The organism is Shewanella gelidimarina, from assembly GCF_023283945.1.
GTDB classification, from domain to species: Bacteria; Pseudomonadota; Gammaproteobacteria; order Enterobacterales; family Shewanellaceae; genus Shewanella; species Shewanella gelidimarina.
The window spans coordinates 306,694-322,832 of record NZ_JAKIKW010000003.1; the positions used below are offsets into that span (position 1 = coordinate 306,694).

General features: G+C 43.2%; 16 protein-coding genes. 8 read left to right on the forward strand and 8 right to left on the reverse strand.

Annotation, left to right across the window (positions count from 1 at the left end; genetic code table 11):
• Window positions 1-51 precede the first annotated feature (51 nt).
• The 4 genes from L2729_RS04860 to crp all read right to left on the reverse strand — a co-directional run bounded on the left by L2729_RS04860 (window position 52) and on the right by crp (window position 3,216).
• On the reverse strand, window positions 52-1,383 hold the full coding sequence (locus L2729_RS04860) for a sensor histidine kinase (RefSeq protein ID WP_248987233.1): 1,332 nt from the start codon (window positions 1,381-1,383) through the stop codon (window positions 52-54).
• Complete coding sequence (locus L2729_RS04865) at window positions 1,380-2,054, reverse strand: response regulator transcription factor (protein WP_102039125.1); 675 nt, start codon at window positions 2,052-2,054, stop codon at window positions 1,380-1,382. Before L2729_RS04865 ends, L2729_RS04860 begins: the two co-directional genes overlap by 4 nt.
• Before the next feature lie 106 nt (window positions 2,055-2,160).
• A complete protein-coding gene (locus L2729_RS04870; protein ID WP_248987234.1) occupies window positions 2,161-2,499 on the reverse strand; it encodes a PepSY domain-containing protein in 339 nt (112 codons plus the stop codon).
• An 81-nt stretch (window positions 2,500-2,580) separates the two neighbouring features.
• Window positions 2,581-3,216: a cAMP-activated global transcriptional regulator CRP gene (crp, locus tag L2729_RS04875; protein ID WP_101092555.1), complete on the reverse strand. Its 636-nt coding sequence runs from the start codon at window positions 3,214-3,216 to the stop codon at window positions 2,581-2,583.
• A gap of 440 nt (window positions 3,217-3,656) precedes the next feature.
• Between crp and L2729_RS04880 the strand changes: the two genes are divergently transcribed.
• Window positions 3,657-4,439: a tetratricopeptide repeat protein gene (locus L2729_RS04880; protein ID WP_101092620.1), complete on the forward strand. Its 783-nt coding sequence runs from the start codon at window positions 3,657-3,659 to the stop codon at window positions 4,437-4,439.
• A gap of 717 nt (window positions 4,440-5,156) precedes the next feature.
• Here L2729_RS04880 and L2729_RS04885 read toward each other — a convergent pair.
• From L2729_RS04885 to L2729_RS04895, 3 genes are all read right to left on the reverse strand, one after another.
• Complete coding sequence (locus L2729_RS04885) at window positions 5,157-6,044, reverse strand: phosphoribulokinase (RefSeq protein WP_248987235.1); 888 nt, start codon at window positions 6,042-6,044, stop codon at window positions 5,157-5,159.
• A 313-nt stretch (window positions 6,045-6,357) separates the two neighbouring features.
• Entirely contained in the window at window positions 6,358-6,612 is a 255-nt protein-coding gene (locus L2729_RS04890) for a YheU family protein (RefSeq protein ID WP_101092553.1), read from the reverse strand.
• On the reverse strand, window positions 6,606-7,598 hold the full coding sequence (locus tag L2729_RS04895) for a hydrolase (protein WP_248987263.1): 993 nt from the start codon (window positions 7,596-7,598) through the stop codon (window positions 6,606-6,608). Before L2729_RS04895 ends, L2729_RS04890 begins: the two co-directional genes overlap by 7 nt.
• A gap of 191 nt (window positions 7,599-7,789) precedes the next feature.
• On the opposite strand from L2729_RS04895, the gene L2729_RS04900 reads away from it, so the two are divergent.
• Together L2729_RS04900 and L2729_RS04905 are read left to right on the forward strand one after the other, a co-directional pair.
• Window positions 7,790-8,305, forward strand: a complete 516-nt coding sequence (locus L2729_RS04900) for a TAT leader-containing periplasmic protein (protein ID WP_248987236.1) — start codon at window positions 7,790-7,792, stop codon at window positions 8,303-8,305.
• Between the two features lie 38 nt (window positions 8,306-8,343).
• On the forward strand, window positions 8,344-9,933 hold the full coding sequence (locus L2729_RS04905; RefSeq protein WP_248987237.1) for a GMC family oxidoreductase: 1,590 nt from the start codon (window positions 8,344-8,346) through the stop codon (window positions 9,931-9,933).
• 76 nt (window positions 9,934-10,009) lie between these two features.
• Here the strand turns inward: L2729_RS04905 and tolC are convergent, their stop codons facing one another.
• Window positions 10,010-11,332 (reverse strand): outer membrane channel protein TolC, encoded by a 1,323-nt coding sequence (gene tolC, locus L2729_RS04910; protein ID WP_248987238.1) that lies wholly within the window; start codon window positions 11,330-11,332, stop codon window positions 10,010-10,012.
• Between the two features lie 290 nt (window positions 11,333-11,622).
• Here tolC and nudF point away from each other — a divergent pair, with 290 nt between their 5' ends.
• From nudF to parE, 5 genes are read left to right on the forward strand one after another with little or no spacing between them, the layout of a single operon-like run.
• Window positions 11,623-12,240 carry an ADP-ribose diphosphatase gene (gene nudF / locus L2729_RS04915; protein ID WP_248987239.1) on the forward strand — a complete coding sequence of 206 codons (618 nt, stop codon included), beginning with the start codon at window positions 11,623-11,625 and terminating at the stop codon, window positions 12,238-12,240.
• 40 nt (window positions 12,241-12,280) lie between these two features.
• Window positions 12,281-12,715: a DUF1249 domain-containing protein gene (locus L2729_RS04920; RefSeq protein ID WP_248987240.1), complete on the forward strand. Its 435-nt coding sequence runs from the start codon at window positions 12,281-12,283 to the stop codon at window positions 12,713-12,715.
• 21 nt (window positions 12,716-12,736) lie between these two features.
• Window positions 12,737-13,576, forward strand: coding sequence for a 3',5'-cyclic-AMP phosphodiesterase (cpdA, locus tag L2729_RS04925; RefSeq protein WP_248987241.1), 840 nt, complete (start codon window positions 12,737-12,739; stop codon window positions 13,574-13,576).
• Between the two features lie 30 nt (window positions 13,577-13,606).
• Window positions 13,607-14,179: a YqiA/YcfP family alpha/beta fold hydrolase gene (locus L2729_RS04930; protein WP_248987242.1), complete on the forward strand. Its 573-nt coding sequence runs from the start codon at window positions 13,607-13,609 to the stop codon at window positions 14,177-14,179.
• Window positions 14,180-14,234: 55 nt separating this feature from the next.
• The gene (gene parE / locus L2729_RS04935) at window positions 14,235-16,121 is read left to right on the forward strand and encodes a DNA topoisomerase IV subunit B (protein WP_101092545.1); all 1,887 of its coding nucleotides are present in this window, start codon (window positions 14,235-14,237) and stop codon (window positions 16,119-16,121) included.
• The last annotated feature ends 18 nt before the right edge of the window (window positions 16,122-16,139 follow it).

Sequence of the window (16,139 nt, forward strand, 5' to 3'; positions counted from 1 at the left end):
TAAATCCGGCTTTTTTGTGTCTAGATTTTACGGCTGATACAGCCATTGGCATTAAACCGAAAAATGCAGTGTCACTTTGAGACCGGATAAAGATAAGCTGTGTTGAAATTGCAGTACAATCTTATATTGTTCGGCAATATCCTTAACAATCGATAGCCCGAGTCCGTGGCCCATGGTGGCTTCATCTAAACGTTTTCCCCGATGAGTCAATAGCGCCAACTCTTCTGTTTTCACTCCTGGACCATCATCTTCAATACTGACAATGAGCTGCTGATCATGATTGCTGATACACACTCTAATTTCAGTGTCAGCCCATTTAAACGCGTTGTCTAATAAGTTACCCAGCAGTTCCATGCCATCTTCGCGATGCATGGGGAGTCGTCTGATGTCAGCTGGAATATCTAAGCGACAATTGATGGTCTTAGTGCGATGCACTTTTTTCAGAGTCTGCACTAGATCCTCAATATCCTTGGGTAACTGCATTTGCGCCGCCGGTAACATATCACCGGTTATACGCGCTGCAGCGAGCTTTCTCTCAATCATCTTATGCACTAGATCGAGTTGTTTTTGTAATGCTTCTGCAGAATCAGGATCTTTTAAGCCTAATACTTCAACCTGTTGCTGCATGACCGCTAGCGGCGTTTTAAGTCCGTGGCTTAAATTGCCTAAATTATTGCGACTGCGCTCAATCTGCTTACTCGAATACAGTAAAAGCTCATTATAGTTCGAGGCTAATGGTTGCAACTCTAACGGGATAGTGTCGAGATCGAATGAAGATATTTCGCCCTCACGTAACCGAGCCAAAGTATCTTTCATTTGACTGACGGGTTTAAAGGATTGACGCAGCACCAAAAAAATCCCCATTATCATTGCCATCAACATAACAAGATTGACGATAAGCTTGGTGCCATAAATTTCTGAGACTATTTTGCGACCAATACTTAAGTCTTGCGCTACGGTAAGTGTGGCATTGAGCCCTGAAGTATCAGAATTAAGCCCTATCGATAACAGTTGAATATCATGATTTTGTGGCCCTTTCGTCTGCCATGCTCGCGTCTCGCCCTCTTTTAAGTCGGCAACTTCTAAGCGTTGATCCCACAGTGACCGCGATCTTAGCTCCTGCTCTGGCAGATCGAGTTGATAGTAGCGACCTGAATAGACGGGTTTATAGAAATTTGAAAGTTGGGTTTGATCAATGCTGAGGCTGCCATCCTCGATGTGAGTGGCGAGTAATACTTGTTGAAGATCTTCTTGCAGCCTTGCAATAATCGAATCATGGAAGGCTTGGCGTAGCATGGACTCGAAAAAGACCAGCGCCACTATCGTGGCGATAACAACTAAGCCTGTTAACCACAGGCTTAGTTTGCTACGGATGGATATCATTGCACCACGCCGTGAAAAATATACCCCTGGCCGCGACGTGTTTCGATGGCGGTTTTACCCAATTTTTTACGAAGATGAGTGACGTATACTTCAACGACATTACTCTCTTTTTCATCGTCAAATTGATATAATTTATCAGTGAGCTGCGCTTTTGAAAGGAGTTTTTTAGGTGACATTAAGAATATCTTTAATAGCCTAAATTCCATTGCGGTTAGCTCAAAAGTATTTTCACCTATAGTGACAGATTGCTGTCCTTCGTCTAAAGCAACGCCAGCATAAGTGAGCTGTTTGTTAGGTGAGTTGGCTTTACCATGAGCACGTTGGATCAACGCTTGGATCCTGACAAGTAGCTCTTGGGTATGAAAAGGTTTACCTAAGTAGTCATCAGCGCCAGAGTTAAAGCCTTCGACTTTCTCATGCCATTGGCTTCGCGCAGTTAGCATGATAACCGGTGTATGTATGCCTTGTTCACGCCAGCGCTCGAGTAACTCAAGGCCATTACCGTCAGGTAAGCCAATATCAAGAATCACGCAATCATATTGAGTTTCATTCATTAGGTAATCAGCTTCGCTAATCTTGTCGGTAGCATCGGTGACATAGCCTGCTTGCTTAAGCTGTTTTAGCAGTTCTTCAACAAGTAGGGTGTTATCTTCAACAAGGAGTAATTTCATAAAGTGTGCTCTCAATCATGCCTGTAGAGTAAATAGCGCTTAGCTTTTGACAGGTAATGTTAACTCAAAAGTAATGCGAACAGTGCAAAGCGGTGTGTTTTATATATTACAGCGTTTCTGCAATACAACGGCTTGGCATTTTTGCTGGGTTAGTGAGTTGTCCGTTACGTGCATTTAGGATCAGATCTACAATCTCACCATTTGGGCTGCGAATTTGTATCTCATACAGCCAGTTGCCATTATGTTGGTAAAGATGGGCATCGATAAGCTTACCGTGACAGATAGCTTTGATGCCAACAAGTGTAACGTCCAATGACAGGATTTGACCACTCTTCACCAGCAGTTGCGCCTGATAGTGCTGCACTTCCACCTTTTGATTGGCAAATACCAATACCGGGAGTTTTAGTAAGCAAACTAAAATGCTTAAATAAATGGCAATTTTCAAGCGGTACTCCTAAAAAAAATGGCCTGAGATTAATCTCAGACCATTTTATAGAAGCTGTATTAAACCGAGCTTAATACTGTATTAGCGAGTACCGTATACTACGATAGTCTTACCATGAGCTTGTATAAGGCTTTGTTCTTCTAGCATTTTCAGGATACGACCAACAGTCTCACGAGAACAACCAACAATCTGGCCAATCTCTTGACGAGTGATCTTAATCTGCATGCCGTCAGGATGCGTCATCGCATCTGGCTGCTTAGCTAGATGAAGCAATGTCTGCGCGATTCTGCCAGCAACGTCTAAGAAGGCTAAGTCACCCACTTTTTGGCTTGTGCTGTGCAGGCGGTGAGCCATTTGTGAAGAAAGCTTCATCAAAATTTCAGGATTAACCTGAATGAGTTGCTTAAATTTCTTATATGAAATTTCAGCAATCTCACAGGCTTGCTTAGCACGAACCCAAGCAGTACGTTCAGCTTGTTCTTCGAACAGACCTAATTCACCGATAAAGTCGCCCTGGTTAAGGTAAGAAAGAATCATCTCTTTACCTTCTTCATCTTTAATCAAGACGGCTACAGAGCCTTTTACGATGTAATAAAGCGTATCTGAATCTTCACCAGCGTGGATCAAAGTGCTTTTGGCTGGATACTTATGAATGTGACAGTGTGATAAAAACCATTCCAAAGTAGGATCTGGTTTTGGCTTTCCAATCAGAGCCATGCCTATGTTCCTCGACTGATTTACGTTAAGAGTAAGAATATGCTAATTAAGCATCTTACGTCAATTAAGCAGGTGAAACCTTGATGGAAGTCTTACTTTAGACTTACCGCATAAAGGTAACTAGCTATGATGATAGTCTTTTATTCTGATACATTAGTAATATATGTCAACTTATTACGTCTTTTCCAATAATAGTATGGTTAACTCTGCAAGCGATATCACATCTTGTTTGGTCGCTGGCAGTTAGGCGAATCATGGCATAATACAAGACTGGATTTAATGTCATAAATTTGGATGCTTTTAATGAAAATCATTCTCACTTGGCTGTTCAGGGGCTTTATCCTCGACTTTTGTATGAATTTCTGGCTAACTGCTAAAAGATATAGTTCAGCATTGATCAATTAGCCATGCTTGAGTTGTTTGATTTAATAGGAGCGCGTGTGAAGTTTAGACCTTGGATTTTAAATACTGTAGTGGTCTTTTTGATAGCCGCGAGCCCAGCTGCTCAAGCTTTTTCAATTCCTCAACCGGTAGGCACAGCAGAAGCCAGCCGGGTAGCCCATATTCATTTGAAAGCGGCTCACGGTGATTCCGATGCCCAATATCTGCTTGGGTTGATGTATTTGTCTGGACGATTTGTTGAACAGAACCAAACTGTAGGCATGGAGTGGGTGACCCGCGCTGCCAAGCAAGGCCATGCTAAAGCGCAGCAAACCGTCGCTGACTTGGCGTTTGAAGGCAGCATAGTGACTCGTGACCTGCCAACGGCAAAACAGTGGTACACGGCGCTGAGTAAACAGGGCAATAAGCGGGCTGACTTTAGATTAGGCTTTATTTATGCCGCTGGTGGCGAAGGGGTTGAGCGTAATTGTGGTAAAGCGGTAGAGCAATTTAAGCTGGTCGGCGATGAGATCTCATTAAGTAATGTTGCTTGGATTTTAGCGACGTGTCCGGAAGCGAAGTATCGAGACGGTGATCAAGCATTAGCGCTGTCACTTAATCTGCTAAAAGCGAATAAAAAAGACCCGACCACATTGGATAACCTTGCCGCAGCGTATGCGGAAGTTGGCGATTTTGATGCCGCCATTTCGACTCAGCAAAAAGCGATTGAGGCGTTAGCACTCACCTCCGATCAAAGTAAGACGGGTGCGTTTATCCAGCGATTGGAAACATACCAAAACTTTGAGCCCTTTCGTGAAGTTGTTCCTTTAATCGGTAATTAACATGCATCAAATTTGAAAATCGCTTAAGTGATTAAGCGTTTTTTTTGTGCCTCGAATAAACCCATTCAGCTAGTTATTTACTTTAAATCAAATATGGAAACCCGCAGACCGACTCAATCGAGGCTGTTACCTGCGGCTATGTTCCGGAGGATAATCTGATCGAGATGGATACGGAATTCACTTGGTGTTGATTGTTAAGAGGGGTTAGCCAGCATCTTCAAGGAGATGAATAGATCAATATGGATGTGGAATTCACTTGGTGTTTTTTGTTAAGAGAGGTTAGCCAGCATATTCGAGTAGATGAATAGATCAACATAGATGTGGAATTCACTTGGTGTTGATTGTTAAAAGAGGTTAGCCAGTATCTTCAAGGAGATGAATAGATCAATATGGATGCGGAATTCACTTCAATAATATATTACGGTTTAGTTTGAGGTTAGCCTGCATACCCAAGGAAATAAACAGATCAACATAGATGTGGAATTCACTTGGTGTTGATTGTTAAAAGAGGTTAGCCAGCATCTTCAAGGAGATGAATGTGGAATTCACTTTATTTAGAGGTTAGCCAGCATGCCCAAGGTAATAAACAGATCAAGATGGGGGAATTCACCGCCAAGAGCATGCTAACTTATCGTTCTTTCGCCTGAAATCCCGATAAGCCAAAGTCTACAGAACCTACCTTAAACAAATCTTAAGATAGTGAATAGTCGGATTGAATTACTCATTTTCTGGTGTGATGAGTTGCAGTCGCTTATCCATTAAGTCCTTAACCAGTGGGGTAAGGATCAGTTCCATAGCTAACGACATCTTGCCACCTGGCACCACTAACGTGTTGATTCGAGACATAAATGAGCCTTGGATCATCCGCAAGTAATAAGGGAAGTCGACATTTTTAATACCACGAAAACGGATCACCACAAAACTCTCATCTAAGCTCGGGATGCTTTTCGCACTAAAAGGGTTCGAGGTATCTACGGTTGGCACCCGTTGAAAATTAATATGGGTGCGAGAGAATTGTGGTGTCATATGGTTAATATAATCGTCCATACTGCGCACTATCGAGTCCATGACTTTTTCACGGCTATGACCTCGTTCAGAGGTGTCACGAATAATCTTTTGAATCCACTCTAAATTGACAATAGGTACCATCCCTATCAGCAGATCGACATGCTGTGCCACGTCACAATCTTCGGTGACTACGCCACCGTGTAGACCTTCATAATAAAGCATTTCGGTATTTTCGGGCAGCGGATGCCACTGGGTGAAAGTGCCTGGCATTTGGTTGAATGGGACGGCTTCGTCAAAGGTATGCAGGTATGCGCGAGTCTCACCTTGGCCAGTGCTGCCATAGTCGCTAAAGCACTGCTCTAAACGTTGAAAATCGTTAGCCTCAGGGCCAAAGTAACTGATGTTACGATTTTCAGTTTTTTCTTTACGGATCATCACTGCCATTTCTGGGCGAGTGAAATGATGAAAGCTATCGCCTTCAACAATGACGGCATTAATCCCAAGTTGCCTAAAGATATGATTGAATGCAGTTGTTGTCGTTGTCGTACCGGCACCGGATGAGCCTGTAACAGCAATAATAGGATGTTTCGCTGACATTTTTTTACCTAAAATAGAGACAGTTGAATATCACCTGGACACTGCCAAATATGGCTAATGGTTTTGATCCTGCAACAAATCGGGTTCTTCAAAAACTGTATGTGAATTTTATACCCATTCTACTTCAAAGTGCCTTTGCTCAGGCGCTCCCTTTGGGTGGGTTTAAAAGTGATTTAAACCGCGTAACTGAACTTGACAATAGACCAGCTATTGCGCTGCGCCCAAAGCCTTGTTTAAGTCACTTTTAATTCCCACTGAAATCATACATCTTGAAGTTGATTGGGTATAGTTATACGTATTCGAATCACTCAGGTCAATCTTGAGCTGGATCCATTGTTACAATATCTTCTTTACGCCTAATCGCGATAGATTCTTCCTCTTCGCTAAACTCGACGACTAATTCGCCACGTGCGAGTGCAGCACGACAGGTCGAAATCGCACTCTTCATACTGTCTGCGTCAGTACCTGAAAAACTGCCATCTTCTAACTGACCAATGAGAAACTCTTTGATGATGTTTTCAAATGTTTCAGGGGGCAATTGGTTTAATGATTCATAGGGAACTAGCATGGTGTATTCTCAGGTTGATTGAGGTGAGAGGTTAAAAAAGACAAAATTCTCTTTTCAATATAGTAGCGTGGGCGCCATGGCGTACCGCCTTCAATAAAGCCGACATGGCCACCATTCTCATGCAATTCATATTCGACTTGTGCGGCTAACTGGTCACTCGTCGGGATCACAGCATGGGTCATAAAGGGATCATCTTTGGCATGGATCACTAAGGTTGGTTTTTGAATTTTGCTCAAATAGGGAAGACCGCTGGCGCGATGATAATAGTCGTCCACACCATTAAAACCGTGCAATGGCGCTGTAATCTGATCATCAAAAGCATAAAAAGTGGTCAATTGTTCAATTTCAGCTTTGCCAATAGGCATTAGGGCTTGTAGCGCTGGAGTCGATAATTTGCCAATCATCTTCTCTTGCAACTGCTTAATGAGATAGCTCTGGTACACCTTTGAAAAGCCGTTCTCTAGGCGTTTAGCGCATGCTGCAAGGTGTAACGGTGCAGAGATGGCAACGGCTCGATCAATTAAGCTCTTTTCTTGTTGTTCGCCTTGATACTTAATCAAAACGTTACCACCAAGACTATACCCCACAGCCAGTAAAGGGGAGTCCGGATAGCGTTGTTTAAGTAGCATCAGAGTGGCCTGAATGTCTTGAGTATCACCGCTATGATAACCCCTGACCAGCCTATTTAATTCTCCAGAGCAACTTCGATGATGATGTACGACGGCGCATCGTTTTTGCGTTTTACACTCGGCCAGAATACGGCGTGCATAATGAGACGCTGAACTGCCTTCTAGGCCATGTACGATAACAACAATGACCTGGCCTGTTTGGGGCGTACCTTGCCAGTCCAGATCAATAAAGTCACCATCGTCTAGCTCTAATCTTTCCCTTTCTAACTGTGGTCTGTCCACTTTGGTTAGCACGGGTAAAATCGTTTGGATATGGGGGTTTTTAGCCCACCAGGGAGGTGAATATTTGTGTGTCATCATAATTGGCTATTGCTGAAAATTAAAACGTGTGTTTAATTGTTATTATGACGAGAGTGTAACACAGATCGAAAAAGCAAATTTGGAGCGCTTTAACTCAGTGTCTTAGTGGTGATTAGGTAAGACGAAAACCCCACCTTTTATCAACGTCAGCTTTTATAAAAAGCCAATAATAACAATAAGAGGACAAGATGGAACGACGTACTTTTATAACGACTGCATTAGCTGGAACGGCTTGCCTAGCGCTAGGCGTTAATTATTGTTCTACCGATTACATCAGTGTCAATCCTAAGCTTGATGGTAAACATCGACTGCTTTTTAGCGTATTACTGCCAGTATTTCTCGACGGTGCACTCCCTGACGTACCTGGATTAAAAAGAGATGCTGAAAACCGCACCTTAGATGCTATTGAACAAACGATCTTGTTGTTACCTGAAGATAGCCAGGCCGAGCTTGAACAGTTGTTAGACCTATTAGAAGGGCGATTGGGGCTGCTCATTCTTACGGGTAGCATGACGCCATTAATGATGCGTAACAGCGTGGAGCTAATAGAGATGCTGCAAGGATGGCGTACAAGCTATATTGAAATGATGGTGACAGCTTATCAAGGCTTGAGAGAGTTGGTCATGGCAAGCTATTACTCGGACCCAGATCATTGGAGCCGATTACATTACGCTAAACCTGATTTTCTTGAGGAGATTAATTGATGTTATTGATAAACCTTGTCGGTAGTGAGGAGTAGTTTGTGGCCATTGAAGATCCGATTGTTACTGGACTAAATTCGGGCTGGGCGCATATAAATGCGGGACAGTTAACATCAAATCAAACGTTTGAAGCTGATGTGGTTATTGTGGGGAGTGGCGCTGGAGGCGGAACTGCCGCAGAGATCCTCACTAATGCTGGCCTGTCAGTCATTATTGTTGAGGGGGGGCCTCTGAAGTCCTCTAAAGACTTTGTGATGGAGGAGCGGACCGCTTATCCCGATCTCTACCAACAAGCAGCTGGAATGAAGACAACCGATAAAGCGATTGGTATATTTCAGGGCAGAGCAGTAGGGGGGTCCACTACGATTAACTGGACGACATCTATCCGAACTCCAGATCCGGCTTTAGCTTATTGGGCCTCAAAAAAATCGGTAGTCGGACTCTCGACTGATGAGTTGACACCTTGGTTCAAAAAAATGGAACAGCGGCTCAATATCAGTGAATGGACATTCGATCCTAATCGCAATAATGCCGCTTTAAAGGAAGGGTGTGAGCAGTTAGGTTGGGATTACACTGTTATTAAGCGCAATGTAAAAGGATGCTGGAATACAGGGTATTGCGGTATGGGCTGCCCGGTGAATGCTAAACAATCAATGTTGGTCACCACCATACCTGCTGCGTTAGAGCTGGGCGCTACACTGGTCAGTCAGGCCAAAGTGATGAAGCTTGAGCATCACAATGACAAAATTTATGCATTAAAAGCACAGGCATTAGACAGTAATATGAAACCGTTGCCGGTGGAGATCGTCTTCAAGGCAAAGCACTATATTCTGGCCGCGGGTGCCATCCATACACCGACGATAATGTTGCGCTCAAAGTTACCGGATCCCTATGAGATTATCGGTAAACGGACTTTCCTGCATCCAAGTTTACTTAGTGGTGCTATTTTCTCTGATCCCATTAATGGCCATAGTGGCGCACCACAATCCATTTATTCAGATGAGTTTGTATGGAAAAATGGTGCCGATGGTGAGCTCGGTTATAAGCTAGAAGTACCGCCCATTCATCCTATTTTGATCGCATCTAAAACGATAGGTTACGGACAAAGTCATGCCGAATTAATGGCGAACTTTAACCAGCTACAAGTCACCATCGCGTTGGTGAGAGATGGCTATCATGAGAACAGCCCTGGCGGTGAGGTTAAGTTAACCGATCATGGCAGTACATTGGACTATCCGCTCACTGATGCTTTTTGGCGAGCCGCAAGACGTGCTTACGCCAGCATGGCTGAGCTGCAATTTGCTGCCGGCGCCAATAAGGTGTTGCCCATTAGTGAGGGCATGCCTTATTTAAACAGTTGGTCGGAGGCTAAAAAGGCGATTGCGGAGATGGATCTGGCACCATTAAAGACGGTTGTTGCCTCTGCACATGTGATGGGAGGGTGTCCGTTAGGGGAAGATCCTAAAATGTCGATGGTGAATAGTTACGGTGAGTCCCACTACTTTGACAACTTATCGGTAATGGATGGCTCCATATTTCCCACGAGTTTAGGGGCAAACCCGCAATTATCGATATACGGAATAACTGCACGCAATGCGACTCGTCTTGCTGAAAAATTGACCGCCAGTTAAACAACAATATTTAGAGTAATAAAAAAACCCGCTGATAACAGCGGGCTTTTTATTGTTCAATAATCTATCTTAGTATTTACAGTGGTGCTATTAGGCCACTGTTAATGTTGCTAACATCATCTTCATTCAATGTACCAGCAGCTTGCTTAAGCGCAATGATTGAATTGATATAGCCATAACGCGCATCAGACAGTTTACGCTTTGAATCATACAAGTCTCGAGTACGGTTTAACACGTCAACGATAGTACGAGTACCCACTTCAAAACCGGCTTGAGTTGCTTTTAGTGCACTCTCTGATGAGATCACTGATTGCTCATATGCACGGATTGAACTGATCGAAGCGCCAACGTTGTTAAAGTTATTACGGATATCTTTAACGACTTTACGGTGCGTCTGTTCAAGCTTCTCGCTTGCTTCAACATATTGATACTGAGCTTGATTGACTTGAGAAGTGACTTTAAAGCCTTCAAAAATAGGAATGCTCAGTGTGACACCAACAGTGCCGTTATCGAAGTCAGGTTGGTTAATACCGCCGCTGTCTTGTTCAATTCCCTTCTTATACCCTGCATTTAGGCTCAGTGAAGGCATGTGACCGGCTTTATAAAGCGTAATGGTCTCTTCAGCAATATCTTTACCAATACGTGTTGTCATTAAATCAACGTTATTGGTTTCTGCTATTTTGATCCAGTCAGCCGATATTGCAGGGGCAATGGGTGCTGCTGAAAAACGGGTAGTGTCTAAGATATTAATACTCTTATGATCAATACCGGTAATTTCACGTAGTGCTTCATAGCTATTGGCAAGTGTATTTTCAGCTAGAATTTCAGTTGCGTTGGCTAAATCATATTGCGCTTGGGCTTCATGCACGTCGGTAATCGCGGTAAGACCCACGGCAAAACGTTGTTTTGTTTGTTCAAGTTGACGATCAATTGCACGTTTCTCTGAACCTTGGAACTCGTAGTTATCTTTTGCGGTAAGGACATCGAAGTATGCTGTCGTTACACGAATAATCAAATTTTGCAGCGAAGATGCATATGCAGAGTCAGCTTGTGATGCCGCTTTTTCTGCCAAGCTTAAACCTACCCATGCACTGTGATCATAGATAACTTGATTTAAAGAAATGCCACCAACGATACCGCTGGTATCTTCAGCGGTGTTTGCTGAATTATCGTTCCACGCTTTATCGTAACCGACGTTGGCACTAATGGTTGGCAATAGCGGTGCACGTTGCTCTTCTATTTGCTCATAAAGTGCATCACGCTGTGCTTTGGCTTGCAGCGCAATAGGATCACTGGTTAATGCTTGTTGATATATCTGTAGAAGGTCGTCGGCATGTGCGACCTGAGCAGAGACGGCCAGCGTCAGCGCGGCACATAGATAGCGGATCTTGAATTTCATTTGCTGTCCTTTTAGACAAAATTCCCCATTGAGGAGCGAATTTAACTTTGTTTTGTTTAGTTATGCCTAACTTATAATGAAAAGTTAGGCGGTTTGCGCTTCCCGACGCTTCCCAATACATCTAAACTTAGTGGGTAGATAGTAAAAACCTACAATTCCTAAGTCAACTATGAAGTGTAACAGTTTTTTATCGCAATAATCAGATCTGCCTTTTATCTTAGTATTAATATATTTACTTTGCTTTATTTTGGCATAAACACCTTGATAAACAAGTAGGTTTAGGGGAATAAATGAACAATACTTTTAGTCATAAAGATGTTGAATTACTCGCTAAGAAAACCTTATATAAAGGCTTCTTCAAAATGGAAGAGTATCGCTTTAAACATCGGCTGTTTGACGGCGGTTGGAGTGGTGAAATAACCAGAGAGGTGTTTGAAAGAGGGCATGCTGTGGTTGTGTTACCCTATGACCCGATTAACGATAAAGTGGTGCTGATTGAGCAGATCCGCATACCAGTGCTCGGCAGCGCTAAATCGCCTTGGTTGTTTGAATTAGTCGCCGGGATGATTGATCCGGGTCAAACATCTGAAAATGTTGCCCTTAAAGAGCTTAAAGAGGAAACCGGTCTTGATGCATTTAGTGTTACTAAGGTGAATCAGTATTTTTCAAGCCCTGGTGGTACAAGCGAGCGTTTTGACTTTTATTGGGCTGCAGTGGATTCATCAAATGCGGGTGGCAACTTTGGTTTACCTGAAGAGCATGAAGACATCAAAGTCCATGTAGTGGACAGAGAATTGGCTTACAAAATGTTGATTGATGGAGTCATAGATAATGCTTCCACCGTCATTGGCCTGCAATGGCTGCAATTGAACTATCGAGATTTGGTTAAACGCGATAATGAAAAATGATCATTGTTGCTCGACTTAAAAAATTCCTTGGAACTATATCGTGTCAAAAGTCATCTTCGTCCACAAGAATAAGTACCGGCCCAATGTCAGTCAGTTTTTAGCTGTCTGTGCTCGCAACTATATGCACATTCAGCGTTGGCTTACACAAGAGCCTTGCGAAGGTCAGCATTGGCAAGTTGATGGTGAGTTTGGTCGGCTGGATGTTCGGCTGTTGGAAAATACTAAATATACTCAACTGGTCGAAATTTCAAGATGTGCAGGCGATCATGCATTAGTGTCAAGGCCCAAAGTATCAGTTCGCGTTTATCATGATGCTAAATTAGCAGAAGTGTTAACTAGTCAACAGATTTACCAATTGCGTCCAGTGTATGATTATCCAAATATGCATATGCATCATCGTGATGAGAAGTATCAAGTGAATGCGTTTCTTGAAGAGTTATTGAAGATAGATAACTTAACTAAATTTATTTGTTAATCTGGTATTTAGGTAATTACTTTGCTAAAAGAGGCAATCTCTTATTCAATTTCTGAGTCAGGCAGTGTGAGAATGGTGCAAGTCACCGACCCTCATCTTTTTGCTGATCCTGAAGCTCAGTTACTAGGTTTGAACACTTCCCATAGCTTGAATGCAGTATTGAATACCATTGCTGCTGTTGATTACCCTGCACACTTTATGTTGGCGACAGGGGATATCAGTCAAGACTATTCAAACCAGTCTTACCATAATTTTATCGATGCGATTACCCCGTTAAACATGCCTTGTCATTACTTGCCTGGGAATCATGATGACCCCCGTATTATGAATCTGCATATGCAGGGTGAGAAAGTATATGGGCAAAAAAGGATACTGGCAGGTAATTGGCAAATTATTATGCTGGATTCTACGGTTAGAGGCAGGCCCGGTGGGCATATGTCTGATGACGAGTTAAGTCTCATTGATAATGCAATTAAAGCTGAACCTAACCGCTACACCTTGCTGGTGATGCATCACAATCCAGTTCTTGCGGGATGTGCTTGGTTAGATCAACATTGTATGGACAACGGCAGCGACTTTATTGAGCAGGTCTCGCGTTATCGACAAGTCAAAGGGCTACTTTGGGGGCATATTCACCAAAGTCTTGATACTGTTCATCTAGGGCCGCATGGGCCAGTCAAGTTAATGGCCACGCCGTCGACTTGTATTCAGTTTAAACCTAAGTCTCCCTATTTTGCATTAGATGCACTTCAACCGGGTTACCGTTTGCTGGAGCTTAAGTCTGATGGTAGCATCCTAACTAACGTGTATCGGGTACCAGGCGAAAACTTTTCACCTGACAATGAAGCTGGCGGTTATTAAGTAAGACATAACACCGCAGCGTGAGGAACTATGCTGCTTTATATTCATGGATTTAATAGCTCTCCGCTTTCAGACAAAGGACTTGTGACCGCAAGTTTTATTAAGCAACATTATCCCGAATTAGACTTTTATCAACCGCAGCTGCCTAGTGAACCACTAGAGGCGATGGCGTTATTGATTCAAATGGTAGAAAAAGCCAAAGCTGCAAATAAGCCGATTAGCTATATAGGCTCTTCATTAGGAGGCTATTTTGCCAGTTATTTGGCTGAAAACTACGGTGGACGCGCAGTTTTGATTAATCCTGCGGTAAAACCCTTCGAACTGTTTGATGAATTCATCGGCACTCAGTACAATCCCTATACAAATGAAACCTATCAGGTTTCAGCTAAACATAAACAGGATATCGCTGAGTTCGATACTGCAGCTATTATGAATCCTGATCGCTTTTATGTACTGTTACAAACAGGCGATGAAGTACTCGACTATAAACAGGCCGTACAGAAATATCATTGTTGTAAACTGTTAATAGAACCAGACGGCGAACATCGCTTTATTGGCTATGAAAAGCAGCTTGCTTCCATTTGTGAATACCTGTTTTCTTGACAAATAGACCCGTAGGGCCGCAACATGGCCTGAATAACAAAAAAATATGTGTGCCATGACAAATCAATACACCTCAGATGCTATTGAAGTCCTAAACGGACTTGACCCTGTAAAACGTCGCCCGGGTATGTATACCGATACTTCGCGCCCGAACCATTTAGGACAGGAAGTCATAGATAATAGTGTCGACGAAGCTCTCGCTGGGCACGCAAGTCGTATCGACGTTATCTTACATACTGACAACTCACTTGAAGTCACCGATGACGGCCGCGGTATGCCTGTGGATATTCATCCTGAAGAGGGGATCCCCGGCGTTGAGTTGATCCTCACTAAGCTGCATGCTGGTGGTAAGTTTTCTAATAAAAACTACCAATTTTCCGGTGGTCTACATGGGGTGGGTATTTCTGTTGTTAACGCCCTGTCTAACCGAGTTGAAATTACCGTAAGGCGAAATGCTGAAGTCTATGATATGGCTTTTGAGCACGGTGAAAAAGTGGAAGATCTCCGAGTCACCGGCACTTGTGGTCAACGAAACACCGGTACTAGAGTCCATTTTTGGCCAGATATAAGCTATTTTGATTCAGGCAATTTCTCAGTGAGTAAGCTCAGTTATTTGCTTAAAGCTAAGGCTGTATTGTGTCCTGGTTTGAGAATTAAGTTTGTAAACAAGCAGGCTAATGAAACACAAGAGTGGTTCTATGAAAGCGGCTTAGAAGATTATTTAAAGTCGTCAATTGCTGGTGCCCCAACGTTGCCAGAAGACCCATTTGTAGGGAGTTTCAAAGGCAACATTGAAGCCGCTGATTGGGCTATCACTTGGTTACCTGAAGGTGGCGATTACTTAAATGAAAGTTACGTAAACCTTATTCCAACACCGTTAGGTGGTACGCACGTCAATGGTTTTAGGCAAGGTTTGCTCGAGTCCATGCGTGAGTTTTGTGAATTTAGAAACTTAATGCCACGTGGTATCAAGTTAACTCCTGAAGATATCTGGGATCGTTGCACCTTTATCCTGTCTATTAAGATGCAAGACCCACAATTTTCAGGACAGACCAAAGAGAAGTTATCGAGCCGACAATGTGCAGCTTTTGTATCAGGGATTGTACGCGATGCATTTAGCCTGTGGTTGAACACCAATACAGAACAAGCTGAAGCCTTGGCTGATATGTGCATTAATAATGCACAGAAACGTTTAAAAGCAGCAAAAAAAGTTGCGCGAAAGCGTATAACCTCGGGTCCGGCATTACCAGGGAAACTGACCGATTGTAGTGGTCAAGACCCAATGCGTGGCGAACTGTTCTTGGTGGAAGGTGACTCTGCAGGCGGTAGTGCTAAGCAAGCGCGTGATCGTGAATTTCAAGCGATTATGCCGTTGCGGGGTAAAATCCTCAATACTTGGGAAGTCGATGCATCGCAAGTGCTGGCATCACAAGAGGTTCATGATATTTCGGTTGCCATTGGTTGTGATCCCGACAGTACTGATATTTCTGAATTAAGGTACGGTAAAATCTGTATTTTAGCGGATGCTGACTCCGATGGATTACATATTGCCACCTTGTTGTGTGCGCTATTCATGAAGCATTACCGTGTCTTGGTAGAGCAAGGACATATTTATGTGGCTATGCCACCTTTGTTCCGTATCGATATTGGCAAAGAAGTGTTCTATGCACTCGATGATTCAGAGAGAGACGGCATTATTGACCGCATCGCAGCTGAAAAACGCAAAGGGAAAGTCCAAGTAACACGATTTAAAGGGCTAGGTGAAATGAATCCACTGCAGCTGCGTGAGACCACAATGGATCCCAATACGCGTCGATTGGTTCAACTGACCATTGATGATGTTGACGACACATTAGCACTGATGGATATGTTGTTAGCTAAAAAACGTTCTGGCGACAGAAAAATTTGGCTGGAGACAAAGGGTGATTTAGCGCAGATCTAGATAGATCGCTTACCTCAA

What these genes read in the sequence shown, in the direction of transcription:
- L2729_RS04860 (WP_248987233.1), bottom strand. Translation starts at nt 1,383, where the DNA reads ATGATATCCATCCGTAGCAAACTAAGCCTGTGGTTAACAGGCTTAGTT.
- L2729_RS04865 (WP_102039125.1), bottom strand. Translation starts at nt 2,054, where the DNA reads ATGAAATTACTCCTTGTTGAAGATAACACCCTACTTGTTGAAGAACTG.
- crp (WP_101092555.1), bottom strand. Translation starts at nt 3,216, where the DNA reads ATGGCTCTGATTGGAAAGCCAAAACCAGATCCTACTTTGGAATGGTTT.
- L2729_RS04885 (WP_248987235.1), bottom strand. Translation starts at nt 6,044, where the DNA reads ATGTCAGCGAAACATCCTATTATTGCTGTTACAGGCTCATCCGGTGCC.
- L2729_RS04890 (WP_101092553.1), bottom strand. Translation starts at nt 6,612, where the DNA reads ATGCTAGTTCCCTATGAATCATTAAACCAATTGCCCCCTGAAACATTT.
- L2729_RS04895 (WP_248987263.1), bottom strand. Translation starts at nt 7,598, where the DNA reads ATGACACACAAATATTCACCTCCCTGGTGGGCTAAAAACCCCCATATC.
- L2729_RS04900 (WP_248987236.1), top strand. Translation starts at nt 7,790, where the DNA reads ATGGAACGACGTACTTTTATAACGACTGCATTAGCTGGAACGGCTTGC.
- tolC (WP_248987238.1), bottom strand. Translation starts at nt 11,332, where the DNA reads ATGAAATTCAAGATCCGCTATCTATGTGCCGCGCTGACGCTGGCCGTC.
- nudF (WP_248987239.1), top strand. Translation starts at nt 11,623, where the DNA reads ATGAACAATACTTTTAGTCATAAAGATGTTGAATTACTCGCTAAGAAA.
- L2729_RS04930 (WP_248987242.1), top strand. Translation starts at nt 13,607, where the DNA reads ATGCTGCTTTATATTCATGGATTTAATAGCTCTCCGCTTTCAGACAAA.
- parE (WP_101092545.1), top strand. Translation starts at nt 14,235, where the DNA reads ATGACAAATCAATACACCTCAGATGCTATTGAAGTCCTAAACGGACTT.